The 25,137-nt window shown below is 31.8% G+C and carries 24 protein-coding genes and 1 riboswitch; of the genes, 3 read left to right on the top strand and 21 right to left on the bottom strand.

Features of this window, described 5'->3' with window-relative positions:
• A partial coding sequence (tnpA, locus tag Q326_RS16960) for an IS200/IS605 family transposase (protein ID WP_034601511.1) occupies positions 1–205 on the top strand: 205 nt, incomplete at its 5' end.
• A 133-nt stretch (positions 206–338) separates the two neighbouring features.
• On the opposite strand, the gene Q326_RS0107285 is transcribed toward tnpA, so the two are convergent.
• The 4 genes from Q326_RS0107285 to orr all read right to left on the bottom strand — a co-directional run bounded on the left by Q326_RS0107285 (position 339) and on the right by orr (position 4,910).
• Complete coding sequence (locus Q326_RS0107285) at positions 339–1,628, bottom strand: nickel-dependent lactate racemase family protein (RefSeq protein WP_026894779.1); 1,290 nt, start codon at positions 1,626–1,628, stop codon at positions 339–341.
• 12 nt (positions 1,629–1,640) lie between these two features.
• A complete protein-coding gene (locus Q326_RS0107280) occupies positions 1,641–2,795 on the bottom strand; it encodes a pyridoxal phosphate-dependent aminotransferase (protein ID WP_026894778.1) in 1,155 nt (384 codons plus the stop codon).
• Between the two features lie 19 nt (positions 2,796–2,814).
• Entirely contained in the window at positions 2,815–3,669 is an 855-nt protein-coding gene (locus tag Q326_RS0107275) for a transporter substrate-binding domain-containing protein (RefSeq protein ID WP_026894777.1), read from the bottom strand.
• 167 nt (positions 3,670–3,836) lie between these two features.
• Positions 3,837–4,910 carry an ornithine racemase Orr gene (orr, locus tag Q326_RS0107270; protein WP_026894776.1) on the bottom strand — a complete coding sequence of 358 codons (1,074 nt, stop codon included), beginning with the start codon at positions 4,908–4,910 and terminating at the stop codon, positions 3,837–3,839.
• A 140-nt stretch (positions 4,911–5,050) separates the two neighbouring features.
• Here orr and Q326_RS0107265 point away from each other — a divergent pair, with 140 nt between their 5' ends.
• Positions 5,051–6,682 carry an MBL fold metallo-hydrolase RNA specificity domain-containing protein gene (locus Q326_RS0107265; RefSeq protein ID WP_026894775.1) on the top strand — a complete coding sequence of 544 codons (1,632 nt, stop codon included), beginning with the start codon at positions 5,051–5,053 and terminating at the stop codon, positions 6,680–6,682.
• A gap of 15 nt (positions 6,683–6,697) precedes the next feature.
• Positions 6,698–7,501 (top strand): histidinol-phosphatase HisJ family protein, encoded by an 804-nt coding sequence (locus Q326_RS0107260; protein ID WP_034601508.1) that lies wholly within the window; start codon positions 6,698–6,700, stop codon positions 7,499–7,501.
• Positions 7,502–7,580: 79 nt separating this feature from the next.
• On the opposite strand, the gene Q326_RS16955 is transcribed toward Q326_RS0107260, so the two are convergent.
• The 17 genes from Q326_RS16955 to Q326_RS0107175 all read right to left on the bottom strand — a co-directional run bounded on the left by Q326_RS16955 (position 7,581) and on the right by Q326_RS0107175 (position 25,060).
• A complete protein-coding gene (locus Q326_RS16955; RefSeq protein ID WP_051531289.1) occupies positions 7,581–8,222 on the bottom strand; it encodes an ECF transporter S component in 642 nt (213 codons plus the stop codon).
• On the bottom strand, positions 8,219–9,799 hold the full coding sequence (locus Q326_RS0107250; protein ID WP_026894773.1) for an ABC transporter ATP-binding protein: 1,581 nt from the start codon (positions 9,797–9,799) through the stop codon (positions 8,219–8,221). Before Q326_RS0107250 ends, Q326_RS16955 begins: the two co-directional genes overlap by 4 nt.
• A complete protein-coding gene (locus tag Q326_RS0107245; protein WP_026894772.1) occupies positions 9,781–10,689 on the bottom strand; it encodes an energy-coupling factor transporter transmembrane component T in 909 nt (302 codons plus the stop codon). Before Q326_RS0107245 ends, Q326_RS0107250 begins: the two co-directional genes overlap by 19 nt.
• Positions 10,670–13,690 carry an S-layer homology domain-containing protein gene (locus Q326_RS0107240; RefSeq protein ID WP_026894771.1) on the bottom strand — a complete coding sequence of 1,007 codons (3,021 nt, stop codon included), beginning with the start codon at positions 13,688–13,690 and terminating at the stop codon, positions 10,670–10,672. Before Q326_RS0107240 ends, Q326_RS0107245 begins: the two co-directional genes overlap by 20 nt.
• A gap of 15 nt (positions 13,691–13,705) precedes the next feature.
• Positions 13,706–15,010 (bottom strand): S-layer homology domain-containing protein, encoded by a 1,305-nt coding sequence (locus tag Q326_RS0107235; protein ID WP_026894770.1) that lies wholly within the window; start codon positions 15,008–15,010, stop codon positions 13,706–13,708.
• Between the two features lie 33 nt (positions 15,011–15,043).
• Positions 15,044–15,994 (bottom strand): DUF4430 domain-containing protein, encoded by a 951-nt coding sequence (locus Q326_RS0107230; protein WP_026894769.1) that lies wholly within the window; start codon positions 15,992–15,994, stop codon positions 15,044–15,046.
• Between the two features lie 134 nt (positions 15,995–16,128).
• Positions 16,129–16,338, bottom strand: a riboswitch (cobalamin riboswitch).
• 66 nt (positions 16,339–16,404) lie between these two features.
• Positions 16,405–16,761, bottom strand: a complete 357-nt coding sequence (locus tag Q326_RS0107225) for a NifB/NifX family molybdenum-iron cluster-binding protein (protein ID WP_026894768.1) — start codon at positions 16,759–16,761, stop codon at positions 16,405–16,407.
• Between the two features lie 14 nt (positions 16,762–16,775).
• A complete protein-coding gene (locus Q326_RS0107220; RefSeq protein WP_026894767.1) occupies positions 16,776–17,648 on the bottom strand; it encodes an ATP-binding protein in 873 nt (290 codons plus the stop codon).
• Positions 17,645–18,469, bottom strand: coding sequence for a nucleotide-binding protein (locus Q326_RS0107215; RefSeq protein ID WP_026894766.1), 825 nt, complete (start codon positions 18,467–18,469; stop codon positions 17,645–17,647). Before Q326_RS0107215 ends, Q326_RS0107220 begins: the two co-directional genes overlap by 4 nt.
• 13 nt (positions 18,470–18,482) lie before the next feature.
• Positions 18,483–18,845, bottom strand: a complete 363-nt coding sequence (locus Q326_RS0107210) for a NifB/NifX family molybdenum-iron cluster-binding protein (RefSeq protein WP_026894765.1) — start codon at positions 18,843–18,845, stop codon at positions 18,483–18,485.
• Between the two features lie 220 nt (positions 18,846–19,065).
• Positions 19,066–19,884 (bottom strand): Mrp/NBP35 family ATP-binding protein, encoded by an 819-nt coding sequence (locus Q326_RS0107205; RefSeq protein WP_026894764.1) that lies wholly within the window; start codon positions 19,882–19,884, stop codon positions 19,066–19,068.
• Between the two features lie 105 nt (positions 19,885–19,989).
• Positions 19,990–20,454 (bottom strand): Fur family transcriptional regulator, encoded by a 465-nt coding sequence (locus Q326_RS0107200; protein ID WP_034601505.1) that lies wholly within the window; start codon positions 20,452–20,454, stop codon positions 19,990–19,992.
• A gap of 179 nt (positions 20,455–20,633) precedes the next feature.
• A complete protein-coding gene (locus Q326_RS0107195) occupies positions 20,634–22,538 on the bottom strand; it encodes a methyl-accepting chemotaxis protein (RefSeq protein ID WP_051531287.1) in 1,905 nt (634 codons plus the stop codon).
• Between the two features lie 221 nt (positions 22,539–22,759).
• Positions 22,760–23,014 (bottom strand): SHOCT domain-containing protein, encoded by a 255-nt coding sequence (locus tag Q326_RS0107190; protein ID WP_051531285.1) that lies wholly within the window; start codon positions 23,012–23,014, stop codon positions 22,760–22,762.
• A gap of 20 nt (positions 23,015–23,034) precedes the next feature.
• Positions 23,035–23,256: an SHOCT domain-containing protein gene (locus tag Q326_RS16950; RefSeq protein ID WP_051531283.1), complete on the bottom strand. Its 222-nt coding sequence runs from the start codon at positions 23,254–23,256 to the stop codon at positions 23,035–23,037.
• A 165-nt stretch (positions 23,257–23,421) separates the two neighbouring features.
• Positions 23,422–23,793 carry a DUF1667 domain-containing protein gene (locus Q326_RS0107180; protein ID WP_026894760.1) on the bottom strand — a complete coding sequence of 124 codons (372 nt, stop codon included), beginning with the start codon at positions 23,791–23,793 and terminating at the stop codon, positions 23,422–23,424.
• A gap of 1 nt (position 23,794) precedes the next feature.
• A complete protein-coding gene (locus Q326_RS0107175; RefSeq protein WP_026894759.1) occupies positions 23,795–25,060 on the bottom strand; it encodes an NAD(P)/FAD-dependent oxidoreductase in 1,266 nt (421 codons plus the stop codon).
• Between the last annotated feature and the right edge of the window lie 77 nt (positions 25,061–25,137).

Here is a 25,137-nt window from a genome sequence, read left to right as displayed (position 1 = left end):
TGCTCCACCAACTGTTGCACCAGTAGATATAGTAAGAAAGCTCAAAAGTATTTCTGCAAATGAAATATTTAAAGGCTTTCCCAATCTAAAGAAGTCTAAGTTTTGGGGTAGTGGTCTATGGAGTAGGGGATATTATGTAGGAACTGCTGGAACAGTATCGGCTGAAACAATACAAAGATATATACAAAATCAAAAGTTAGCATAATATCAATTTAAGGTGGCATCGAACCACCTTAAATTAAAGCCCTTTTATCCCCCAAGACAAGCAAGGGGGTTTTCGGGCTTTTTCTATAAAATAGTAGTTAATGATGTAGTAGAAGATCATTAACTACTATTTGCTAAATATTATTCACTACGGGCATTGTACTCCCTCCATCGGGGATAATATAATAATCAAATGTATTTTTATTATAGTTTTTATAAAATATCTCCAATGCCTCTTCAATTGTCTTTACTACTGTAATATTGCTATTTTCTAATATTTTTTCATCTATTCCACTTACCAATATTGTATTAAAGTTTTCTATAGTCTTAGTTATTAAATATCCAGAATACCTAGATATAGAATAATTATTTCTCACATATAATTCCCTTTCAATATTGGAATCAAAATCTCTTATTACTTCTTCAACTTCAGGATGTCCTATACCTTCTTCACATTGTGCCAAAAGTATAACCCATCCATTTTTTTTAACTGCCTTTGCACTATTTATCAGTCCCTTTGACCCTTGATATAGATTCATATCTTTAGGATATCCCCCACAAGATGCCAGTACTAAATCTGCTTTTTTCTCTATATCTACAGCAAATCTATCCGTTACCTTTTTACACCCTATCCTATGGGCCTTTACATAATTTCCAGCCACTGCCTCTACTATACTACCATTATCTCCAATTATCACATTAAATAAGAATGAAGGCTTTATCATATTTGCCCCTTCCTCCATATCTAGGTGTACAATATTGTCTTTAAAATTCCCACATGTCACCGTTTCTCTTATACCTTCACCTACTTTTTCTTTTAATGCTAATCCATGATTTGACATTATGGTATCATATCCTGCAATTCCTGGTATTAAAGACTTCCTTCCCCCAGACCATCCTGCCAAATCATGAAACACTATAGCACCAGTAAGGATTATATGATCGCATTCCATTGCTACTTTATTAACCTTGACAGGTGTATTAAAAGATGTATCCCCTAGATATACTAAACTTTTCTCATCGGTACAATCATGTTCAATAAATGTAAATCTTGAATAAAGGTCACCCATTATCTTCTTTTTTTCTTGTTCACTCTGCTTCCTATGGGAGCCTGTGGCACAAAGAAATATTATATTTTCATCGGGTACTCCTGCATATTTAAGTTCCTCAATTATATATGGTAAATATATATCCATTCGTTGCCATGCCCTAGTAACATCAGATACTATTATACAAATCTTTTCATTTTTTTTTACCATATATCTTAATCTATCACTATCAACAGGATTCTTCAGTGCAGAAAGTATAACTTCTTCTTCCGTACTGTCTTCAAAGTTCTTTGATTTAATTGTACTTATCATATCCCCTGAATCTAACGAAAAATCTATATAATCATGACCATATTTTAATGAAAATTTCCCCATATTAAATCCTCCTTAAAACTTTATGTGCTCTATTCTGTCAAAGGCCTGTTGCAATTTATCTATACCTACAGTACAAGCAATACGTATATACCCCTCTCCTCCTTGACCAAATGCAATACCGGGTATCACAAGCACATGGGCATATTCTAACAATTTTTTACTCATCTCTAAAGAGGTTAATCCTGTCTCTTTAATATTTACAAATATATAAAATGTCCCCTTAGGCATTATAGCAGAAAATCCAGAAATATCATTTATGCGTCTATAGGCATATTCTACTCTCTTTTTATATTCTTCGACCATAGGTAGCTTCACATCATTACTAAGTTCTATTGCCTTTATCGCAGCCCTTTGAGAAATTGTAGGTGCAGAAAAACACACTCCCTCGTTTATATCTCTAATACAATTTATAATGTAATCCTCTGCCAATACATAACCAATTCTCCAACCTGTCATTGCATAATCTTTAGAAAAGCTGCCTAAAGTTATAGTCCTTTCCTTCATACCTTCTAAACTGGCAAAGGGTATAAATTCTCCATCAAATACAAAGGAACCATATACTTCATCGGATATAAGTATTAAATCATTTTCTTTAACTATTTCAGCTATTTTCTTCATATTATCCACACTCAGACATGCTCCAGTGGGATTATTAGGAGAGTTTATTATTATCGCCTTAGTCTTTTTATTTATACTCTTTTCCAATTCCTCTATATCTAACTGAAAATAATTCTCTTCTTTAGTAGTTATATATTTTGGCACTCCCCTAGCCAGTTTTACCTGCATACTATAAGGTGTAAAATAGGGTTCATGTATAATAACCTCATCTCCATGGTCCAATATAGCTTCCAATGCCAAATACATTCCGTGACAAGCGCCTACAACAACCATCACTTCATCATTTTTATACTCCATATTATAATTATTGCTATAATACTTTATTATCCCATTTCTCAATTCTAAATCCCCCATGGAATCTGCATACCCTGTATGACCATTGATAGCATCTTTAAACCCCGCCTCTATAATAGGGGCAGGGGTTATAAAGTCTGGATCTCCTAAACTTAAATTTATCACATCATCATACTTTTTGCTCAATTGGACTACATCGGCCATGGGGGTTGATTTATTGTGTACATACCTTTTAGATAAATACTTATTTTTCATAATCATCCTCCAATCCGTACTAATTCTCTTCCGAAAGTTTAGTAGCATCCTTTATAAATTTATCTATTTTATTTTCTTCTAATAATTTATCTATAGTATTGTTAACAGATTCCAATAATGCACTGTTACCCTTGCCTACAGCTATAGATACTCCATCTTCTTTTCCTAAACTAACTTCTGCAACTTCTAAATCGTCATTGGCTTTTGCATATGCTTCAGCAACAGGTTTAACCAATACTACTCCATCTACTTTGTCATTTTTAAGTGCCAATACTAAATCAGTTATTTTAGCCAACAGCTTTACTTCTCCCGAATCTATCTTATCTTTGGCTATATCTGCCTGTGTAGTAGCCTTTTGGGCTCCAACTGTTAGCCCAGCTAAATCTTCTATAGTTTTATATTCACTGCCTTTTCCTGATTTAGTCAAAAAACTCTGATCTGCATTATAATATATCTTTGAAAAATCTACATTTTCTGCCCTCTCTGCTGTAGGCACCATACCTGCAATTATAAAGTCTATCTTTCCTGTTTGTAATGCTGCTAGAAGTCCTTCAAATTTCATATCCTTTATCTCTAGCTCTACTCCAATATCTTCAGCTATTTCATTTGCAATCTCTATGTCAAACCCTACTATAGAATCTTTTCCATCTATTTCTTTATGAAATTCATAGGGAGGATAATCTGCTGCTGTCCCCAATACAATCTTTCCTGCTTCTTTTATCTCATCTAACTTTGTAGTAACTTCACTGTCTTCTCCATTATTACCATTGGCATTCCCTGTACTTTCTTCTGCATTTTGACAACCTGCAAAAATACTCATAGTAGTTAATACTAATACTACTAACAATATACCTAACTTATTTATCTTTTTCATATTTATGCCCCTTTCACATTTATTTTTTATAATTATACTTTATATAGAATAATTTTGCAAGTGTTTTATTTATTTTTTACTGATATATTATTGGATTGACTTTATTATCAGATTTATAGCCAAAAAAATATGTTGGATAAATATTTAAATATGAGCTTATTGTATATTTATTCACTTTTGAAAAACACCTTCTTAACATGTTCAGAAGTCATTGCGTTCAATATGGATACATAATCAATTATAAATACAATATTATTTCCTACACCATATTTTATTTTTGAATCAGTTACATCTACTATTAGATGGTCACTACTAGCTCCCAATATATATATGTCTTTATCCTGTGGCTCCATCCACTCTATATCTATATCTTGTTTACCTATGGCACATATGGCCCTTTTTCTTATTCCTTTATCTTCAAATGCTGGTACCTGTCCAAAAGAGTCTCTAGCTATTTGTCCAATAGGAATAGAGGGTTTATCCTTAATTTCTATTATTTCTGTTACCAGCTTAAATGCATCATTATAAGTATCTTCCATTCTGCTATTGTTGATTTCAACTGTACCCAATATAAGAGAGGTTCCTAACCTCAACTGATTTATCCCTTTTGGTATTTTTTTATTCTGTATCAAATGTAAACTACTGGAATTACCCCCTGAGACAATAGGTATATGAATATCATACCTTTCTTCTATCTGCTCTTTTATATTAATTAAAGTATTTAAATTATCTTCACTGGGTATAACTCCTCCAAAGCATGACAAATTCGTACCTACACCTATCAACTCTACTCCTTCTAATTCTAAGATTCTTCCCACCATACCAAATATTTCCTCATCACCAAAACATCCTTCTCGTAAATCCCCCACATCTATCATAAGTATTACTTTATGTTTCTTTTTGAGCTTAATAGCCTCTTCTGATAATCTAATTATGGTCTCTAACTCTGAATTCAAGGAAATATCCGAATATATTACTACATCTTTAGCTTCACTGGGCATAGGTAATCTTATCATCATTTTTTCTATATCTAAGTCTTTTAATTTCTTTAGACTCCCTATTCTAGATTCTCCTATAATATTTATGCCTCCATCCACAATTGCTTCAACCAATTCCTTCATTCCCGATGAAACCTTTGTTATCCCTACTATCCCAATGCCAAATTTCTTGCATTCATTTACTAATACCCTTGTATTATGTGTTATCTTGTCTAAATCTATTTCTAATCTGGGACATGTCATAATATTCAGCTCCTTTAAGGTTTTGTTGTGCCTATTGTATATAATATAAAAAATATTTTCAATATTATATTTCTTGATTTTCTATTTCCAAAATTATGATATAATTAGACTAAATATCTTACTAGCAAGGGGGATTTCATATGCATATTGAATTTTTAGGCGCTGCAAATGTGGTTACTGGTTCCAATTACCTTATAACTACCGATAAACACAAAATTTTGATTGATTGCGGTCTATTTCAAGGTAGCGATCAATTAGAAAAACTCAACTTTAAAGATTTTGATTTTGAACCCTCAGAGATCGACTTTCTATTATTGTCCCATGCCCATATTGATCATAGTGGAAGAATACCTAAATTGGTTAAAGATGGATTCAAAGGTAAAATCATATGTACTAAGGCTACAAAAGACCTTTGTAATATAATGCTTTTAGATAGTGCTCATATTCAAGAGTCTGATGTAGAGTGGGAAAACAAATGGAGAAAAAGGGCTGGAAAACCCCTTATTAAACCACTATATACCGTGGATGATGCACAAATAAGTTTAAGATATTTTGACTCTGTATTATATGATCAAAAAATAAAGATAAATGACAATGTCTCTGTAAGGTTTAAGGACGCTGGTCATATATTGGGTTCATCTATAGTAGAGCTATGGATAACAGAACATAATAAAACTACAAAACTAGTATTTTCTGGAGACTTAGGGACTAGTAATAAGCCTATACTCAGAGACCCTGCACCTATTGAAGATGCAGACTATCTTATCATGGAGTCTACTTATGGTGGCAGACTACATCCCGATTTAAAGGAGAGCAAGGAAAAACTCTTTGAAATAATAAATGATACTGTTTCTAAAGGAGGTTCTGTAATAATCCCCTCATTCGCAGTGGGTAGGACTCAGGAGCTTATATATGAATTAAATAAATACTATAAAAATAATAAAGACTTGGAAGCATATATGAGAATACCTATATATATAGATAGTCCTATGGCCGTTTCTGCTACAAATGTCTTTAAAGAAAACACCTATTGCTTTGATGATGAAGCAAAAAAACTAATTCTTGAAGGAGATAATCCCTTTGAATTTGAAAACCTACACTATGTTAAGAGTCAACAAGAATCTATGAGATTAAATAAAACTAATTATCCTAAGGTTATTATATCTGCCAGTGGTATGTGTGAAGCTGGTAGGATTAGACACCATTTGAAGCATAATATATGGAAAAAGAGCAATAGCGTGGTGTTTGTAGGATATCAGGCTGAAGGTACATTGGGTAGAAAAATCAGGGATGGTGCTAAAAAAGTTAAAATATTAGGAGAAAAAATTGTAGTCGATGCCAATATACATAGCATCGAAGGTTTCTCTGGTCATGGAGACCAAAATGATTTATTAGATTGGCTTAAGGGATTTAGAAAAACACCTAAAAAGATATTTATAGTACATGGGGAAAGAAAATCTTCTGAGGCACTTGAAAAAATTATACATGAGAAATTCAATATATCTACATTCATACCTAAGATGGGAGATGTATATGAGTTCAAAAATGAAAGATTTGAATCCCATAAGGATAAGTTTGTTGAACCATTAAAACAAAAAGAAGATATTGAAAAAGAATTACAACAAGTATATGATCAATTTGAAAGCCTGGTTTTAAAGACAGATAAAATAATAGATGGTAAATTTATAACAGAAGAATATGATAATCTTAAAAATAGACTATTGGAACTACAACAAAAACTTTTAGATGTTTCAATGATGATAAGCAAATAGAAAGGAAGGATATTATTGTTCTACTACGACTACCATGTACACACAAACTTTTCTTTAGATTCTGATGCACCGATGGAGGATATGATAAAAAAGGCAATAGAATTAAACCTCAAAGAGATCATGTTTACAGACCATGTTGACTATGACTATCCAGATGAGGATACAGATTTTTTTATAGACTATGATCAATACCTTTTAACTTTTAATGAAATAAAAAATAAATACAGTAACAAAATAGACATTAAATTAGGTGTTGAAATGGGGCTTCAACCCCATGTAGCTAAAGATATCAATGACTTAATAGATAAATATGATTTCGATTTTATAATAGGCTCAACCCATGCTGCAGATAAGTTAGACCTGTACAATGGTGACTTTTTCAAAAACAAGAAACAAAATGAGGCCTATAGAAGATATTTTGAAAATGTATTAGAAAATGTATCTACTTTGGAAGATTTTGATGTATGTGGCCATTTAGATTTTATAATAAGATATGGAGATTTTCGAGAAAAAAAGCTTAATTACAATGACTTTTCAGATATAGTAGATGAAATCCTTAAAACTTTAATCAAAAAAGATAAAGGATTGGAGATAAATACCTCAGGTATTGTATATGGTTTTAATCAAACCCATCCTCAGCTACCTATACTAAAAAGATATAAGGAATTGGGTGGTAAGATATTAACCATAGGGTCAGATGCCCATTCTCCAGACAATATATGTGCCTATTTTGACAAGGCATATGCCATGGCTAAACAAGTCGGATTCAACGAAATAACTACTTTTAAAAATAGAAAACCTAATTTTATAAAAATATAATAATTTAGTGGTTTGTAGTTCGTAGTATATAAAAAAGAAATTAATAAAATTCCTATCGTCAACTACTAACTACTTACCACTAGCTACTACCTTTACCCCCTTCGATACTCTCTTCAAGTATTTCAGTATAGCTAATCCTCTGTTTAAATCTAGCTAATAATACCATAAAATCCCTACCTAACACATATGCAAAGGCAAAATTACCTGTTGCATGCATAAGATCCAAATAAAATGATGCTACATATACAGCTATAAAACTCTTTAAATTCAATGGCTTTACAAAAAATAGCCAATGCCATATATTCATTATATAATCAAATAGAAAACCCCATACAAAACAAAATATGGCTAAGACAATTTTAGATGGGTTCTTATTCAATTTATTAAATAAACCACCAGTAAATCCAGCAATTCCCCACGCTATCATTTGAAACAATGTCCATGGTCCCTGACCTAAAAAACTATTAGATACTATAGTAGCCATAGCCCCCACCATGAAACCAAAATAAGGACCAAATACATATCCTGAAATAATTACTAGAAAAGTAGTGGGTTGTACATTTGGAAGTCCTGCAAAGGGAACTCTGGAAACTCCAGCTATAGCTGACATAGTAGCCATCAAACTTATCTCTTTTACAGATATCCCTTTTTTTTCATAAAGTACAAATATTATAATTACAAATAATATAAATCCTAATATTGCAATTAGACCAGGGCTCATCCAGCCACATCCTCTCCCTTTATCTTTTCTGGTATATCCAATGTATCATTTATAGTCAATATCCCATTGGCAAACCCAGTAAATAATTTACTCAACTGGGTTGAATAATATATACCTGAATTCAGCATCTCATATTTTGAACCTATTTGGACTATCTCCCCATCAAATATAAATCCAACTCTGTCACAATACTTAGCAGAAAATTCAACATCATGGGTAACCAATATTATAGTTTTTCCCTTATTTTTCATATTTATAATTATATTTCCTAATTTATCTTTAAGTTCATTGTCCAACCCTCTTGTAGGTTCATCTAATATAAGTATGTCAGGGTCCATTACAAGGACTGACGCCAATGCTACCCGTTGTTTTTCTCCGCCACTTAGATCCCTAGGATTTGAATCTTTATGTTTATATATATCTAATTCTCTTAAAATATTATCTATCTGTGTATAGTCCTTTAGATTACTATTATCCATAGTATATCTCAATTCTTTATCTACTGTATCATTAAACAAATAATCATTTGGATTCTGAGACAGATAACCTATTCGTCCATCTATCTCAATATCACCCTTATCTGGTTTAACTAATCCAGATATACTCTTCAACAATGTAGATTTTCCACCACCAGTCTCTCCCATTATAGATAATACCTCTGATTTATAGACATTTAAATTTATCCCCTTTAAAGCCTTGACTTTATTATCATAGGTATAGTACAATCCCTTTATTTTTATTATTGGTTTTTTTATAATCTCTGCTTTATATCTATCATTTTCTTTCAAAAAGTCTAATTCACATTTATTTAATTTCTTTCTACCCTCTTTTATAGTAAATGGGATATCTTTATATTGAAATTGAGAGAAAAAAGATGCCACTGGGGGTAAAAACTCTCTAGATATGGGCTTATTCCAATCTATAAATTGTTTGTTGTTCCCATCAAAGGCTATACTTCCATCATCCATAAATAATATTCTATCTGCCAAATGAAAGCATCTATCTATTCGCTGCTCTATAAGTATTATAGTATATCCCAGCTCTTCATTTAGTCTACTTAATACATTTAGTACCTCCTCTGCTGCAGTGGGATCCAACTGCGAAGTAGGCTCATCTAATACTAAAAATCTATATCCCATTGCAAGGATACTACCTATGGCAACCTTCTGCTTTTGTCCTCCCGATAGTTCATATGTTTTTTTATCTTTTAGTCCATGTATATTTAAAAAACTCAATGTCTCCATTACTTTTCTTTTCATAACACTATATTCTAATCCCAAATTTTCCAATCCAAATGCCAATTCCCGTTCAACTGTATCCATAACCAACTGCTTTTCAGGATCTTGAAAAACCATTCCAACATCGTATTTCCCTTGTACATCTCCAGCGATTTTTCCTCCATAAAATTGGGGAACAATTTCATTAAATACCCTTCCCAATGTGGATTTGCCCGAACCTGATTTTCCCAGTAATAATATAAACTCTCCCTCATTCACAGTAAGATTTATATTTTTCAATGCTGGTCTTTCATTTTTTGGATAATAATATGTTAAATTCTTTATTTCAAAGGCTTCCATTTTTTTGTCCCCCAGATAATAAGAATATTTAATAATATTGGTATATTTATAATAGCAAAAAATATTATATCTTTGATTTTAAAAGTGTCTACCATTGGATAAAACTTATATTTACCCATCTCCATAGTTACTCCTATAGAGAATATTATTAATGTAGTCAATGTTAAAAAGTTTAATAAATAATCCCTAATATTTATCCCTACCTTGGAATAACAGCTTCTCTTTCCAATACCATACCCTTTGGAATACAATGCCTCTGCTCTATCCAATGAACCTTCTAATGAAGATATCATTATGACCTTGAGCACAGGATAATAGGATTTAACTTTTTTAAATATATTTCTTTGATTGAAATTTACTCCCCTTAGCTTCATTACATTCTTAACCCTAGTTATTTCAATCCTTAATCTATGGACTATGTTTAATGTCATAGAAAAAATAAGAGTCAATTTATGTGCATAAACTGAAAAAAAACTAAATGAATCATCATTGTCCACAACTGATGAATATAGTACAAATACCAATCCTATGACTAATATCTTAATTCCCATAGTCATTCCAAACAATATAGATTCCAATGTTATTTGAAGCACGCCTATAATAGGTAATCTAATCCTTATAAGTCTAGTAAATCCATATTGAGATATAATTGGATTTATTATTATAATTAAAAGGGCGGTATACAAGCTATACCTTATCCCTTTAATCATATTCTTCCTTTGTCCTAAAATTACTAAAGTTAATACCAATAACCCCAATAAACTCAATATGTATATAGGATTATTAAAGTACAAAATTAGAATCATTAACATTATAGAATACAATATAGCTGTAACTGGATGTAATTTCATATTTTTTTCCTTTCCACCTCTAATTAAATAATTTTTCATACATCCTATATATCATCAATGCCATTTCTGCCCTATTGACTTTTTTCTTAGGATTAAACTTTACGCCATCATTTTCTACGATGACACCATTTTTTATAAGGAGTGAAATATATGGTCTTGACCACTGTGCTATTTCATTGGCATCCCTAAATAGAGATAAATCCTCTACAGTCTCATCTATATAACCTCTGTTTTTTAGCATTTGCCCCAGTATTTTCACAGCTTCTTCTCTAGTTATATTTCCTAATGGATCAAATTCAGATTTGTTTTTACCTTGAATCAATCCATTATTATATGCTGCAGATATTGAGTCATAATACCATTCTCCTTTATTGACATCTTCAAATGGCATACTTTCTCCTTTAGAATATTTCATAACCCTAGTAGCCAATGCCGAAAATTCTGCCCTTGTAATATTGGCATCGGGGTCAAATTTAGATTCTCCCTTGCCTTTTATCATACCTTTATTAGCCATAGTTATAATGGCATGTTTTTCATCATCATATCCTTTTAAATCCTTAAAATCTTTTTGTACTTCTTTGACAAAGTATTTACTAAAATGATTAGTAAAAAATGTGATTCTGTTTGTATTTTTATTGTATATGCCTCCCATATATTCCAACTGTCCACTGTCAGATATATAGCATACAGTTAAATTATCTCCATTGGTGTTTTTCTTACCGTATGTCAGTGACACTTTCACAGGTTTATTGATATTGTTATTTTCATCTAGTATATTTACTATCTCTCCATCTTTAGGCACATTGAGTTTTTCAGCTTCTGTAAGACTGTCTCTATTAACTTTTGTTATTTCTATCTCTGATATTTCTACTTCACTATAATTTGACACAGGTATATCCAATGTGCTAAATTCAGTATTCAAAATTATAGAATCCACCGAATTTTTTATGCCTTCCACAGGTACATTTATTTTTATCGTATTGGTATCTACCTCATCAATATTAATATTAACCCGTGAATTCAATCTTCTATTTTGCCTTACGCCATTTTTTTCAATAATATCTTCGAATTTCTTTATTTTCTTTTTTATATCTTTAGATATATCCTTCAAAATTTGTCCATTTAATTTAAATATTGTAATATCTCCTTGAACTAGTCCATCTTTATCAGTCAGATTTTCACCTGAAATATTACTTATACTGTCATCTACTATATCAATAATTTTTATTTCCAAATCCTCAAGATTATTTTTTCCTGCATTATCAAATATCTCTCCTATTTCTTCTATTCTTTTCTCTAGTATATCCTCTACTTTTTTCATATCTTTCATATTTAACATAGTATATTCAGTCATGTCTAATATATCTAAAATTACTTCCTTCATATCTTCCTTATCAGAATCCTTAGATATTTTTATTAATTCATCCATTAATTCACCATTTACATCTTGTATTTTTTCTAATATTTTCTGAGATGTTACTTCTTCAATTGCCCTACTAATAACATCTGATATATCTGCTATATCTGCTAATATTCCTCTTTCCGTTCTATCATCTTCTTTATTCAATTGTTCAAATTTATCCATTATATTGTCTATTGCATTTTCTATATCTGCTTCATCTATTTTGCCTTCTTCTATTATGTCTTCAAGTTCATCTATTCCAGCATCTATATCTGTCTTGATATCTTCATCTATAAACCTGTTATTTCTAGAGTCACTGGTATAATCAGAGGTGTAAAACCATTCTATCTCTTCTCCACCCCTGAGTTCATAAGCATCGGCTGCTCCTTGGGTATCACCATCTACATTAAACATCCAACCACTTTTTGCACCCTTATCAAATTCTGTTAAACCATCGATACTCTTTATGTATCCACCCTTGGTCTCATAATCTAAATCTTCTTTCTTCAACAATCTTTTAGTTACACTCATAACTGTCTCATCTTCACTTATTTTAATTTTAGTATTGCTAACTATTTTGTCCTTGTAACCATTAACCTCTATATACACATATAAATCCTCTATAGGTATATTGGGATCCAATTCTCCATCGGGGTCATCTTTATTATCTAGTATATATTCTCCATCCACTTCTCCGCCCAATCTTAAATATGTTTCCAATGCGGCAGTATTATTAGGTATGTTTTTATTATCTCCAAAGCTACCATTGTCGTTTAATGCCGATTCTCTGAAATAATCTATTGGACCCCTATTTCCCTTTTTCCAACTATTCAAATCTTCACCTAATAGGTCTAGTATGCTTATTGCCTCTGCTGTATCTACAAGGGTATCATCCCATCCATATTGGATACTTCCATCACTCTTTTGCTGTTCTTTAACCCACTCTATTCCCTTTTCTATTGCGTTTTCTACTGGCGTTTCATCTGAAGCATGTTCTCTTAAATATATAAGGGATTTTATAGCTTGAGTAGTAGTCATAAAGTCTGGTCCATATGCTGAACCCCATGTACCTGTTTCTTTATCTTGTTCTTTCAATATATATTTCAATGTCTTTTCTAAATTCAATTCATCTATCAATCCAGACTTACCCATTACCTCAAATACAGGCATATTTACAAATATATTATCAGTAAAGGCACCATTGCCCATATCATCATATCTTTCTAATAATTTTTCCTTCAGATGTTCTGCCCTACTATCTTCTCCTAATGCATCCATTGCTAAATAGCCATATGCCATATTTTTTAAATTACCATCTCCTTTATCTAGCAACTTTATGGCATTATCCTTTAAACTCTTTTCTTCGTATACATAAGATGTTACATCTAATTTTGCCTTACTCAATACATATATATCATAATTATTAATATTTCCATGTTCTCCATCAACTTTTGTACCTTCCCAAAATCTATCTATAGTATCCTTTGCTGCCATTGTGGCCAAATCTGAATAACTATATTCTGAACCATGAACTCTATCTATCCCAACAACGTATGGAACTATAAGTCCCATAATCAAAGAGATTACTAAAAGTGCAACTAAAAACTTAGCATAACCAGTGCTTTTATTATATCTCATCCCCTCTGCTCCCCCTTATTTCATTATATTGTATATAGCTTCAGCACATTGAGCCCTAGTCACTGGTGCACTAGGATTGAAATTGTCATATAATAAATCATTGTCTTTAGCTACCTTTACATATCCTTGATACCAACTACTGCCATCTACAGTTGATACTTCTGAATCCAATCCTTTAGCCCTTACCAGTATAGTTGCAACCTGTGCTCCTGTTATATTGTCATTGGGTGCGAATTTTCCCTTTGACATCCCCTTAATTAAGTCTTCCTTTACTGCTAAAGCAACTATATTATTAGCCCAATGTCCATTTAAATCTTTAAACTCTTTGGTTTTTGCTCCTATTTTGTGATCCATTCTCAAACCATAAATTAAAAACTTTGCAAACTCAGCCCTTTTTACATTATTATTGGGCTTAAATGTATTATCAAGATATCCAGAAACTACCCCCTTATTTATCAATGTCATTATTTCTTTGTATGCATAATTTTCTTTTTTTAAATCAGTAAACCTATTTTTATTATGTAACTGGGCAAATATGGAATATCCTTTCTGATAATCAGACATAGCCATAAGTCCATGCCATGTAGCCATATAATTACCCCTAGATATAGCCTTTATATGTTTAAATGATCCATCATCCATCCTATATTTCATAAGTCTGTCGTATAATGGTTCTTCCACATCTATTCCCAATTTGACTTTTGCCAATATATACCAAGCTATCGACTCACAATTTTCCCTTTTATCCAAATTGTTATTCATATATTCAATGGCCTGCTGTATTTCTTTATCATCTTTATCCAAACCTAATATATTTAATGCAATTATAGACATAGCCGTCATATCTAAATCTGACATATTATCTCCAGTATATATGGGGAATCCTCCATCAGTATTTTGGCTATTCTTTAGCCATTCCAATGCCTTCTCTTTATTGTAATCATCTTCTCCTGCCACATATAATGATATTACTCCCCAAACATGGGCATTAACTAAGTCATTTCCACTGCCATCAATAAAATCTGCAAATTTTCCATCCTCTTTTTGGACATTTAATATTTTTTTCACTTCTGACGATATGTCCTTATCCATAGGTATAGCGCCCAATATATATGCCTCATAATCTGTTGTTACCTTGCTATCTATTTTATCTAATTTAATATCTGAAACATCTTTCCCTATACTATAAAGGGACAATATCCCCCATTCTTCTAAATCACTATCTTTAACATAACTAACTGTATCCTCCATCTCTGCTCCAAAGGCAATACTTCCAAATATCATAATAATAGCTAAAAAAATTGAAATTAATCTCTTCATATAATCATCCCCTCGTATTTGTTATTTATCTCCTTATTTACGTGGCAAATTCTCCACACCTTTTTCTGTTACTATTGCTGAAAACATCCCCTTTATTTTTTCTGGATGCTGATGCATTATATTTATTGCCTTGGAAATCATTTTATTATCGTTCCCTGTTATTATCCAAAGGGTGTCACTGGAACCATAATTTTTTAAACTGGATGATATGGCTGCCCCCTTGTCATAGGATTTTACTGTATCACCTCTAAAATTCTTAATATCTATTTTATCCCCTTTTATATCATAGAAGAAACCGTTTGTTGTGCCCCCATCATAAAGATTTTCAATATATTTTATTTCATTTATATACTGATAATTACCTATCAATATAGTATGTACATTGTCATTGGATATATTTTCCCTATTGTTTTCATTTAATAATTCAGACTTTACTTCCACATTAACTGACTCTTTATTTATAAATTCCTCCAATTTCTTTACTTCCTCTTCATAGTCTTTTGTATAATAAATTTCTACTGGAAATATCTGATCTCCATGTCCATTTATAAAAAGTTTAGGATATGCTCCTATTATACTGGTCATATATGTCCTTATACTCCAATCATGATAATCCCAAATAATATTATCTCCATCTTTTACATAATAATCACCAGAGCCAATTTCTGAGAGTATACCATTTACATAATAAAACCAATCTGTCTTTTTCTTTTTAGTTAATCCTGTAAACTCTGATTTTATACCATTTATAGCGTTTACAAATCCTCCACCATATGCTGTCTCTACCTCTAAATTTTTCATGGTCAATTCTAAAACGCTCTCTTCCTCATAATCCAATTTCACTTCTTCATTATAAATCCCTTGATTGCCAAAATCCTTTGTCACAATCATATGTATATTGGTATCTACATCAGCTGTGTCCCCCACTGCACACCCTGTAATTAAAAGAGAAAACATCGTTATAATTATTAGTAACTTCTTCAATATCAACACCCCTTCTAAATTATAAAGCCCCTCTTTAGATTAGACTAAAGAAGGGCTTTTCAACATATTTATAATAAAAAATATACTAATGTATATCATTATAATATGTCTTCCCCTTTCTCTAAGTCGAAGAAACTAAGAAGAATATAGTGACAGGTTTTCTGGCTCCCAGATCATCTTAAGACTACACCTTCCCACAAGACTATTGCAGTGGCATAAATTAGTCATCATCACTGGTTACAGCTGCGACTACAGCAAGGGATATTCACCCTTTTCCCTATGTCTCTATATTTTTTAATTTTTATACTTCACAACTCTATTATATCACCATATAGATTGCTGTCAATAATGGGGATTTTACTCAAAAAAAGAGACCATTGCTAAAAATTGGCCTCTTTAAAAATTTTATTTTAATCTTCACAATGTCCTTCGTGCATATGCTCTGTACATACACTACCTGTCGATTTTAATTCCCCATTTATAAATGATTCAACTATATTGTCACAATTACCATTTGCCCCTACTACTACATCTATTCCATGTTCATAAAACAAGTCTTGAGCTGTCTCTCCCATTCCACCTGAAATTATAACATTTGCCCCTTTTTCCTTTAAAAAAACAGGCAAAAAACCCGGTCTATGTCCAGGATTTTCTATAAAGCTAGTGTTCATCACTTTATTATCTTCCACATCATACATAGCAAATCCTTTACAATGTCCAAAATGTCCACTTACCATCTTTCCATCTGATGCAATAGCTATTTTCATATTCATACACTCCTTTATTTAATATTTTTATATTCATATTTATTAACTAACTCCTTAACCTTATTCCACATATTTCTAATGGCATAATTGGCCTTACTATCTTCATAATATACTATGGGTTTTAGTTCGTTTATAGACCTTATTATAGTCTCATCATAGGGTATTTTACCCACTACTGTTATTCCATTATCAGTACAATAATTTTCTATATCCATTGTTATATCTTCATTTATATCGTATTTATTTATACACACATATTGAGGTATTCCAAAATGCTCACACAATTTGTGTACCCTTATAAAATCATCCATGCCAGATTTTGTAGGTTCTGTTACTATTATTGCAGCATCATTTGCCGTTATAGATGCTATTACTGCACATCCCACACCGGGGGAACCATCTACAATAGTAAATTTAGAACCCCTTTGATATAACTCTGCATTCTTCCTTAACTCAGTTATGAGTTTTCCAGAGCCGTCACTGCCCACATCCATTTTTGCCCTCGATATAATACCATTGGGTATTTTTGTTATAAAAGTATCTGCAGTCTTCTGAGGTACCATAGTTATAGCCTTCTGTGGACAAACTAATTCACATGCTCCACATCCCTCGCATTTCATATCATTAACTAGACCTTTATCAATGGCATCATATCTACATACATTGTTACATTTACCACATTTATTACATAGATCTTTATCTACTACTGCTAACTCACTTCCATAAAATTGTCCCTTTTTTATATCTTCTCCTTCATAATAAAGATACATATTGGGAGCATCTACGTCACAGTCAACCATTACAGGGTGTTCTTCTATGGCACCTATAGATACTGCAACAGTGGTCTTTCCTGTACCACCCTTTCCACTTATTACAGCTATTCTCATAATAACACCCCTTTCATGGTCTCAGAAATATTTATAAATGCCTCTTTATATTCTGGCATGTCTATTAGCATATTCCCTCTAGAATATTCCTCAGCAGCCTCTTTTTTATAGGGTACATATCCCAATACCTTTATACCTTCTTTATCTATATAATCATCTAATATATGGTTCTCTTTATCATATTTATTGATAATTAAACCAAAGGGCATATTCATTCCCTTTACTAATTCCACTGCCATCTTAAGATCATGTAGACCAAATGCTGTAGGTTCAGTCACCAATATGGCACCATCGGCATAATTCAAAGTATTTACCACATTACAGGAGGTACCTGGTGGACTATCTAGAAAATTTATTCCATTGGGCAATTCATGTAATAATTGTTTTAATATAGGCACTGCCATGGGCTCACCTATATCTAAAAGCCCCCTCTTACATACCATTCCATTCTTATTTCCCTCTTCTATTATTCCTATAGATCGTTCACCGTAGCTTAATGCCCCCGTAGGACATACTATCTCACATGCTCCACAGCTATGACAAAGCTTTTCAAAAACTATTATATTATTTTTAGTTTTTGCCAAAGCATTAAATCTACAAGCCTTTACACATGCCCCACACATTGTGCATTTGCTCTTATCTATTATCGGCATTTCAACTTTTACTTCTCTTTTTTTTATATCCTCTGGATTAAGAAATAAAAATCCATTAGGTTCCTCCACATCACAGTCAATATAATTAGCTCCCAAAATAACAGCCAAGTTAGTTGATATTGTAGTCTTCCCTGTTCCACCTTTTCCACTCAGTACTGAAATATTCATCAGTTTTCCTCCTTTATGCACCACCATGATGAGCAGGGCCAGCTTCCGTTATCTCTTCTAATTTATTCTCTTCAAATCTTTTTATAAGCAATTCACAGGGGATATTATCTCCTCTATAAACCTTTATATTTGAATCTTTCATTAAATTATATGCATTGGGACCCATATTCTTAGTTATAACAGCATCAATTTCTTCATCTATTAATTGCTGTGCAGCAGATATCCCTGCTCCACCACCAGCACTTTTCCCCTTATTATCTAATACCTTTAAATCATTGGTATCAGTATTATGTACAAGAAAATATGTACACCTTCCAAATCTTGAATCCAATGTACTTTTTAAATCTTTTCCTCCTGATGATAATGCTATTTTCATATTTATCCCTCCGTTTTTATTGGCATATGCTAATTATATTTTACATTTACATTTAGTCTTTGTCAACAAATATTAATTAATTACAAAAATTAAAAAAATGTCCTTCGATAAGAACATTTTGCAAAATTTATAAAAAAAGTTAGTAGTTCATAGTTGATGATAGAAATTCTATGAATTTCCACCATTAAACTACTAACTACTAACTCATAACTTTTTTCTTTTAATCAAATTTAATTATTTTATCTACTATATCACTCATACTTTCAAAAACTTTCTCCTCATAGGATGCATTTTTATCAGTAATATGAGCTATTTCTTGAGTCATTGGCAATTCTCCCAATAGACCAATATCCATTCTATCTAAATATTCCTTAATATCACCATTATCAAAAAAGCGAATCTCTTTTCCACAATCAGGACATAATATGTAACTCATATTTTCTACTATTCCTACTATAGGAATATTCATCTTTTTAGCCATATTTATAGACTTGGCCACAATCATAGATACCATATCATGTGGTGTTGAAACCATAACCATTCCATTAATAGGTATTGATTGCATAACAGTAAGGGGCACATCACCAGTTCCTGGAGGCATATCTATTACTAAATAATCTAAATTTCCCCAATAAACATCAGTCCAAAATTGCTTGACAGTTCCTGCAAGGATAGGACCCCTCCATATAACAGGTTCTTCTTCATTCTCCATAAGGAAGTTTAAAGACATTACACTTATACCTTCAGGCGATTTAACAGGTATTATACCTAATTCACTTCCTCCAACCTTTTTATCATTAACTCCCATAAGTCTAGGTATACTGGGCCCTGTGACATCAGAATCTAATATACCCACAGTATATCCTTTCTTTCTCAATGTCTTAGCTATTAGAGTAGCTATAGTTGATTTTCCTACTCCACCTTTACCACTCATTACAGCTATTACTTTCTTCACTTCATTATATGGATTATTTTCAATCATACATCCTTCTTGAGAACTACAGTTATCTTTTGTTGGGCATGTATCGCAATTTGACATTATAATCACCTCTTCAAACTTATTGGCATATGACCTTTATATTTTATCTCTATAAATCATATTTGTCAACCAATGGAAGCTATTGTTTGTCTATATCATCAACTTTTATTGCTCCTTACACTTTTGACATAATCCATGAAGAATTATATCTGCATCATAAATCTCATTTTTATATATTTTTTCTATCAATTTATTCATCTTTATATGCTCTAATATTACTTTTTGGTCTGTTATATCTTCAATAGCCCCACAATTGTCACATTTGAAATGCATATGTAATGGCTTCCTAGCATACATCTTTAATTCATAATATCCAGTATCCTCAATCTTAAATTCTTTTACAATATCTAATTCAACAAAAAGCTTTATAGCCCTATAAACTGTAGATATACCTATACCTTTTTCCTTCAAAATATAGTATATATCCTCTGCCGTTAGATGTTTCTGTTTATTTTTCAAAAATTGCTTCAATATTTCACTTCTCTGATAAGTTAATTTATGACCCTTACCTTCTATTAAGTCTTCTATCAATTCATAATTACTCTTTTCAACTTCATAGATTTTATTCATAAAATCATCCTTTTATTTTTTGGGCATACGCCTATTATAATTATATTTTATAACATTTCTAAAATATGTCAACACATTTATAGTATTTTATCCTGTACTATTTCAATTAATATAAAAAACCAAAGGTATCAAATAGTTATTTTATTTTGTACCTTTGGTTTTTATTCTTTTATTTTATATTAAATCTTAAATTTCAATACTAATTCATTTAATTCTTGAGCCAAATTCGATAGGTGTTCACTTGAATTAGCTATTTCTTCTATAGCAGCAGTTTCCTCCTGCACTGCTGCTGATGCTTCCTCAGTACTTGCTGCATTTTCCTCTGCTATAGCTGATAACCCCTGTAATAAATCCAATATATCGTCTTTACTATGCTTCATAGATTGTCCTGACTCATTTAATTTTTCAATAATCATTTTTGTATTTTCAACTGCCTCAGAAATACCCTTAAATTTATCTTCTGTTTCTTTTACACTTAGATTTTGTGATTTAGCCACTTCTTCTAAGCCTTCTACTGTTGAAACAGCATCTTCAGTTCTCTTTGAAAGTCCCTCAACTATTGATTTTATATCCTCTGTAAATTGAGTGGTTTGTTCTGCTATACTTCTAATCATCTCACTTGCCTTCTCTATTTCTTTTGCACTAGCATCGGTATTTCTTATGACCTCTGATATTTCCTCTGTGGCAATATTACTCTGTTTTGTATTAGTTACCAATTTATTTATTACATCTAACCCTTTGTCCTTTAATGTAATTACTTCATCGGCAGATATATTTAATAGTTTCATATTTTCTTGATCCCTATCTAATATATCTCCCATCTTAACCATAGAGTCTGCACCTTTTTCAGTATCTTTTGCTTGATCTGTTGCCCCCTTTGCTATTTCTTCCACAGTTTGAGCTATCTGTTCAGATGCTGTAGCTGATTGTTCACTGGTAGATGTAAGTTGTTGAGATGATGCAGATAATTGTTCAGATACTTCCGATGTATTTTCCAAAAGACTTATAAAATTTTTCTGCATCGTTGCCAATGCATTACTTATTCTTCCAATTTCATCTTTCCTTTTAAGATATGATCGCGCTTCATCATTTTCATCAAACTGAAGATCATAATCTGCCAATCTCTCTATAATTTTAGTTAAATTTGTTATAGGTCTAGATATATTGCCACTTACAAAGTATGTAATAATTATTGCCAATATGATAATTATTATAGAAGATAATATTAGCCCATTTCTTAGATTGTTTATTCCTGCCAATACCTGATCATTCTCAATAGCTACAGCCAATATCCAAGGAGTATTTTTCACTGGAGAAAATCCAACTATTCTTTCTTTATCTTGGAAAAAGTATTTACCTACCCCAACCTCTCTTTTTATCATACGATTTTTCATGATGTTAGAAAGTTCTTCTAATTCTTTATTTCCTTTTGCATCTTCAATAGGGTTATACTGCTCATTTACTAGTTCTATTTTCTCATGTCCTACAATAGTTCCCTCCGAATTTATAACATATGCATAACTAGTATCACCATATTTTATATCATTTGAATTTTCACTTAAGATCATTCCATCTTTTCTACCTATTAGAACTCCAACCACTTGTTCATTCCTCTTCACTGGAGCTGCTAAAACTACCACTGGTTCCCCTGTCAATTTGTTCATCAATAAGTCTGAAATTGCCATATCTCCACCTATAGCTTTTTTAAAGTATCCTCTATCACTTATATCCATCTCCATCTTTTCTTTATTAAAAACCACTGCCTTTCCATTTGTTTTAACAAATGCAAATTCTAAAAAACCACTTCTCTCAGCTTCTTTTTGAAAAAATTCGACCTTTTTCTCCCAACTGGCATCATCTAATATAATTTCATTTTTGGCCAATACAGACATATAAAGAGTCTGAGTTTCTATTTTAGAACTCAAATGATTAGATGACTCTACAGCTACAGCCTCCAGTGCCTTGTCTGTTTCCTGTAATAGTGCATCTGAGGCCCTGTTTAAAGAGAAATACCCCAACATACTGGTAGTTATTAGCAAGATTATCACAAACGTCAAAATCAATTTGTTTTTCAATGATTTCATTGAATCACCCTTTCTTATTTTGTCAACAGAACATATATATTCTAAATATTTTAACTATAATATATTTGTACCCATTAATCAGATAAATCTTCATATTATTTCCATTTTTATCATTAATTTTTTTTATATAACAAATAAAAAAGTAGTTAGTAGTTGATGGTTAAAATCCATAGGATTTTAACCATCAACTACTAACTACTAGCTACAAACTATTTCTCACACTATCCTCTAAGTAAATTCATTTTTCTTTCATATTCTTCCTCTGATATATCTCCCATTGCATATCTCTCTTTCAATATTTCTATAGATTCATTATTATGTTTTATACTACCATGTCTATTTTTATTAATCATCTTCACAATCAATAAGATTATTCCTCCAATTATTAATAATCTCAATATACCAAATCCTAGCATCCAAGTCCAACCTATGCCTCTACCGTATCCAAACATACTACCTATGCCTATACCACACATATTTTCTACCTCCTCTGAAATTAATCTATTAATTTATTTCTCTTTCTATTGTACTCTTCCTCAGAAACTTCCCCTTTTGCATATCTTTCCTTCAATATATCTATGGGTTCTTTCCTTCTGTGATTAGTATGTCCTCCACCACAATGAAAGTTATTCCTTCCCATATTTATGATAAAGTATATTACCAATCCTATTATTAAAAATCCTATCAATCCTCCGCCCATCATATGATATCCCATCATTGAATGTATACCTCCTTTATTAGTATTTCCCTTGTCTACAATTACATTATAGTCCCAACTTATGAAGAAAATATGAATTTTCTAGGTAATTATAAAAATTGTACAAAATATTATAACCAACCAATTGAGACTAGATTCAATTGATTGGTTATAGTATTTTACAATCTATTCTTTTGACATACTCCTTGAGGCTATTATATCTATTCCTGTATCAAGTATGTTTTTTATCACTATATCACCTGCATTAATAGGTGCCTCTAATTTTAAAGTATTTATTTCTTTCATACATTGAAACAATTTATCCTTTGGAATACCATCGCTAGTAACAACAGGTAATCTTTCATAATGTGACCCTTTAATCTTTGCTGTCGTGGTCAATACCCTAGTAGGATTGGTCACCTCTTTTATTCCATATTTTTCTCCCCTTGGACAATTATTACCTTCTACTTTATATCCACTATCGCTATCAGAGTCTTCTGTTATAGTAAGTCTACATCCTACAGGACATACTATACAAACTTTTTCATATTGTTTCATTTTAATTTACTCCCCTTTCTACAGATACTGTAATATTAGATATATTTTTCCCTTTTATATCTCTAACAGGTATCTTTACCCTTTCCATTTCACCAGGGGCTAAATGTTTCTTTTTCATTTCTCTTATGATATTTCCATCTGCTTTTATAACTAATTTTACATCTTTATATACATCTGTTACTCTCATAAACATATCTAAAGTCTTATCTAAGTTTTCAACTCTGACCTTATGAGGTACTATATACCTTATTCCATCACCTGGTTTTGTATCTATTACATTACTATTGTCGATTAACTGATCTTTCACAAATTTGGCAGCATTCTTTCCTGCCCTAATACTCTCCTCTGTTACATAATCCACAAGATCATGTACATGAACCACATTACCACATGCAAATATCCCATTTATATTAGTTTCCATTGATTCATTCACCATAGGACCATTGGTAATTGTATCTAATTTTATCCCTGCACTCTTAGACAGCTCATTTTCTGGTATAAGACCCACTGAAAGTAATAATGTATCACATTCATAGAGCTTCTCTGTACCAGGAATAGGTCTTCTGTTTTCATCTACCTTTGCTATTACAACTCCTTCAACTCTATCTTTGCCCTTTATATCTATTACTGTATGACTTAATAAGAGTGGTATATCGAAATCATCTAGACATTGAACTATATTTCGTGTAAGCCCTCCTGAATAAGGCATCAGCTCTGCTACGGCCTTTACCTCTGCCCCTTCTAAAGTAAGTCTTCTAGCCATAATAAGCCCTATGTCTCCAGATCCTAATATTACTACCTTCTTTCCTACCATATGCCCTTCCATATTTATAAACCTTTGAGCTGTTCCTGCAGTAAATACCCCTGCTGGTCTAGTCCCCGGTATTGATAATGCACCTCTAGGTCTTTCCCTACATCCCATAGCCAATACTATAGCTTTGCCTTCTATCTTCATAAATCCATCTATTGTATTTATAGCATTTATCACTCTACCTTCAGTTATATCTAATACCATTGTATCTAATTTATAATCTATATCTAATGACTTCAATTCCGTTATAAATCGCTCTGCATAACCGGGTCCTGTCAATTCTTCCTTAAATACATGTAATCCAAATCCGTTGTGAATACATTGTTGTAATATCCCTCCCAGTTCTTTATCCCTCTCTATAACTAATATATTATCAACACCATTTTTTTTAGCCTCTATGGCAGCTGCTAATCCTGCAGGGCCTCCTCCTATAACAACAACATCATATTTTAACACAAATATCACTCCTTCTCTTAGCTCTTAGCTCTTAGCTCTTAGCTCTTAGCTCTTAGCTCTTAGCTCTTAGCTCTTAG

The sequence above is a fragment of the Clostridiisalibacter paucivorans DSM 22131 genome, from assembly GCF_000620125.1.
Classification (GTDB): Bacteria; Bacillota; Clostridia; order Tissierellales; family Clostridiisalibacteraceae; genus Clostridiisalibacter; species Clostridiisalibacter paucivorans.
The sequence above is the reverse complement of the archived record's forward strand: the minus strand, read 5'-3'. Positions and strand labels throughout refer to the sequence as shown.

Bases quoted from the DNA above. Each gene is read 5' to 3' on its own strand.
- Q326_RS0107285 (WP_026894779.1), bottom strand. From the start codon at position 1,628: ATGGGGAAATTTTCATTAAAATATGGTCATGATTATATAGATTTTTCG.
- Q326_RS0107280 (WP_026894778.1), bottom strand. From the start codon at position 2,795: ATGAAAAATAAGTATTTATCTAAAAGGTATGTACACAATAAATCAACC.
- Q326_RS0107275 (WP_026894777.1), bottom strand. From the start codon at position 3,669: ATGAAAAAGATAAATAAGTTAGGTATATTGTTAGTAGTATTAGTATTA.
- orr (WP_026894776.1), bottom strand. From the start codon at position 4,910: ATGACATGTCCCAGATTAGAAATAGATTTAGACAAGATAACACATAAT.
- Q326_RS0107265 (WP_026894775.1), top strand. From the start codon at position 5,051: ATGCATATTGAATTTTTAGGCGCTGCAAATGTGGTTACTGGTTCCAAT.
- Q326_RS16955 (WP_051531289.1), bottom strand. From the start codon at position 8,222: ATGAGCCCTGGTCTAATTGCAATATTAGGATTTATATTATTTGTAATT.
- Q326_RS0107250 (WP_026894773.1), bottom strand. From the start codon at position 9,799: ATGGAAGCCTTTGAAATAAAGAATTTAACATATTATTATCCAAAAAAT.
- Q326_RS0107245 (WP_026894772.1), bottom strand. From the start codon at position 10,689: ATGAAAAATTATTTAATTAGAGGTGGAAAGGAAAAAAATATGAAATTA.
- Q326_RS0107240 (WP_026894771.1), bottom strand. From the start codon at position 13,690: ATGAGATATAATAAAAGCACTGGTTATGCTAAGTTTTTAGTTGCACTT.
- Q326_RS0107235 (WP_026894770.1), bottom strand. From the start codon at position 15,010: ATGAAGAGATTAATTTCAATTTTTTTAGCTATTATTATGATATTTGGA.
- Q326_RS0107225 (WP_026894768.1), bottom strand. From the start codon at position 16,761: ATGAAAATAGCTATTGCATCAGATGGAAAGATGGTAAGTGGACATTTT.
- Q326_RS0107220 (WP_026894767.1), bottom strand. From the start codon at position 17,648: ATGAGAATAGCTGTAATAAGTGGAAAGGGTGGTACAGGAAAGACCACT.
- Q326_RS0107215 (WP_026894766.1), bottom strand. From the start codon at position 18,469: ATGAATATTTCAGTACTGAGTGGAAAAGGTGGAACAGGGAAGACTACA.
- Q326_RS0107210 (WP_026894765.1), bottom strand. From the start codon at position 18,845: ATGAAAATAGCATTATCATCAGGAGGAAAAGATTTAAAAAGTACATTG.
- Q326_RS0107205 (WP_026894764.1), bottom strand. From the start codon at position 19,884: ATGTCAAATTGCGATACATGCCCAACAAAAGATAACTGTAGTTCTCAA.
- Q326_RS0107200 (WP_034601505.1), bottom strand. From the start codon at position 20,454: ATGAATAAAATCTATGAAGTTGAAAAGAGTAATTATGAATTGATAGAA.
- Q326_RS0107195 (WP_051531287.1), bottom strand. From the start codon at position 22,538: ATGAAATCATTGAAAAACAAATTGATTTTGACGTTTGTGATAATCTTG.
- Q326_RS0107190 (WP_051531285.1), bottom strand. From the start codon at position 23,014: ATGTGTGGTATAGGCATAGGTAGTATGTTTGGATACGGTAGAGGCATA.
- Q326_RS16950 (WP_051531283.1), bottom strand. From the start codon at position 23,256: ATGATGGGATATCATATGATGGGCGGAGGATTGATAGGATTTTTAATA.
- Q326_RS0107180 (WP_026894760.1), bottom strand. From the start codon at position 23,793: ATGAAACAATATGAAAAAGTTTGTATAGTATGTCCTGTAGGATGTAGA.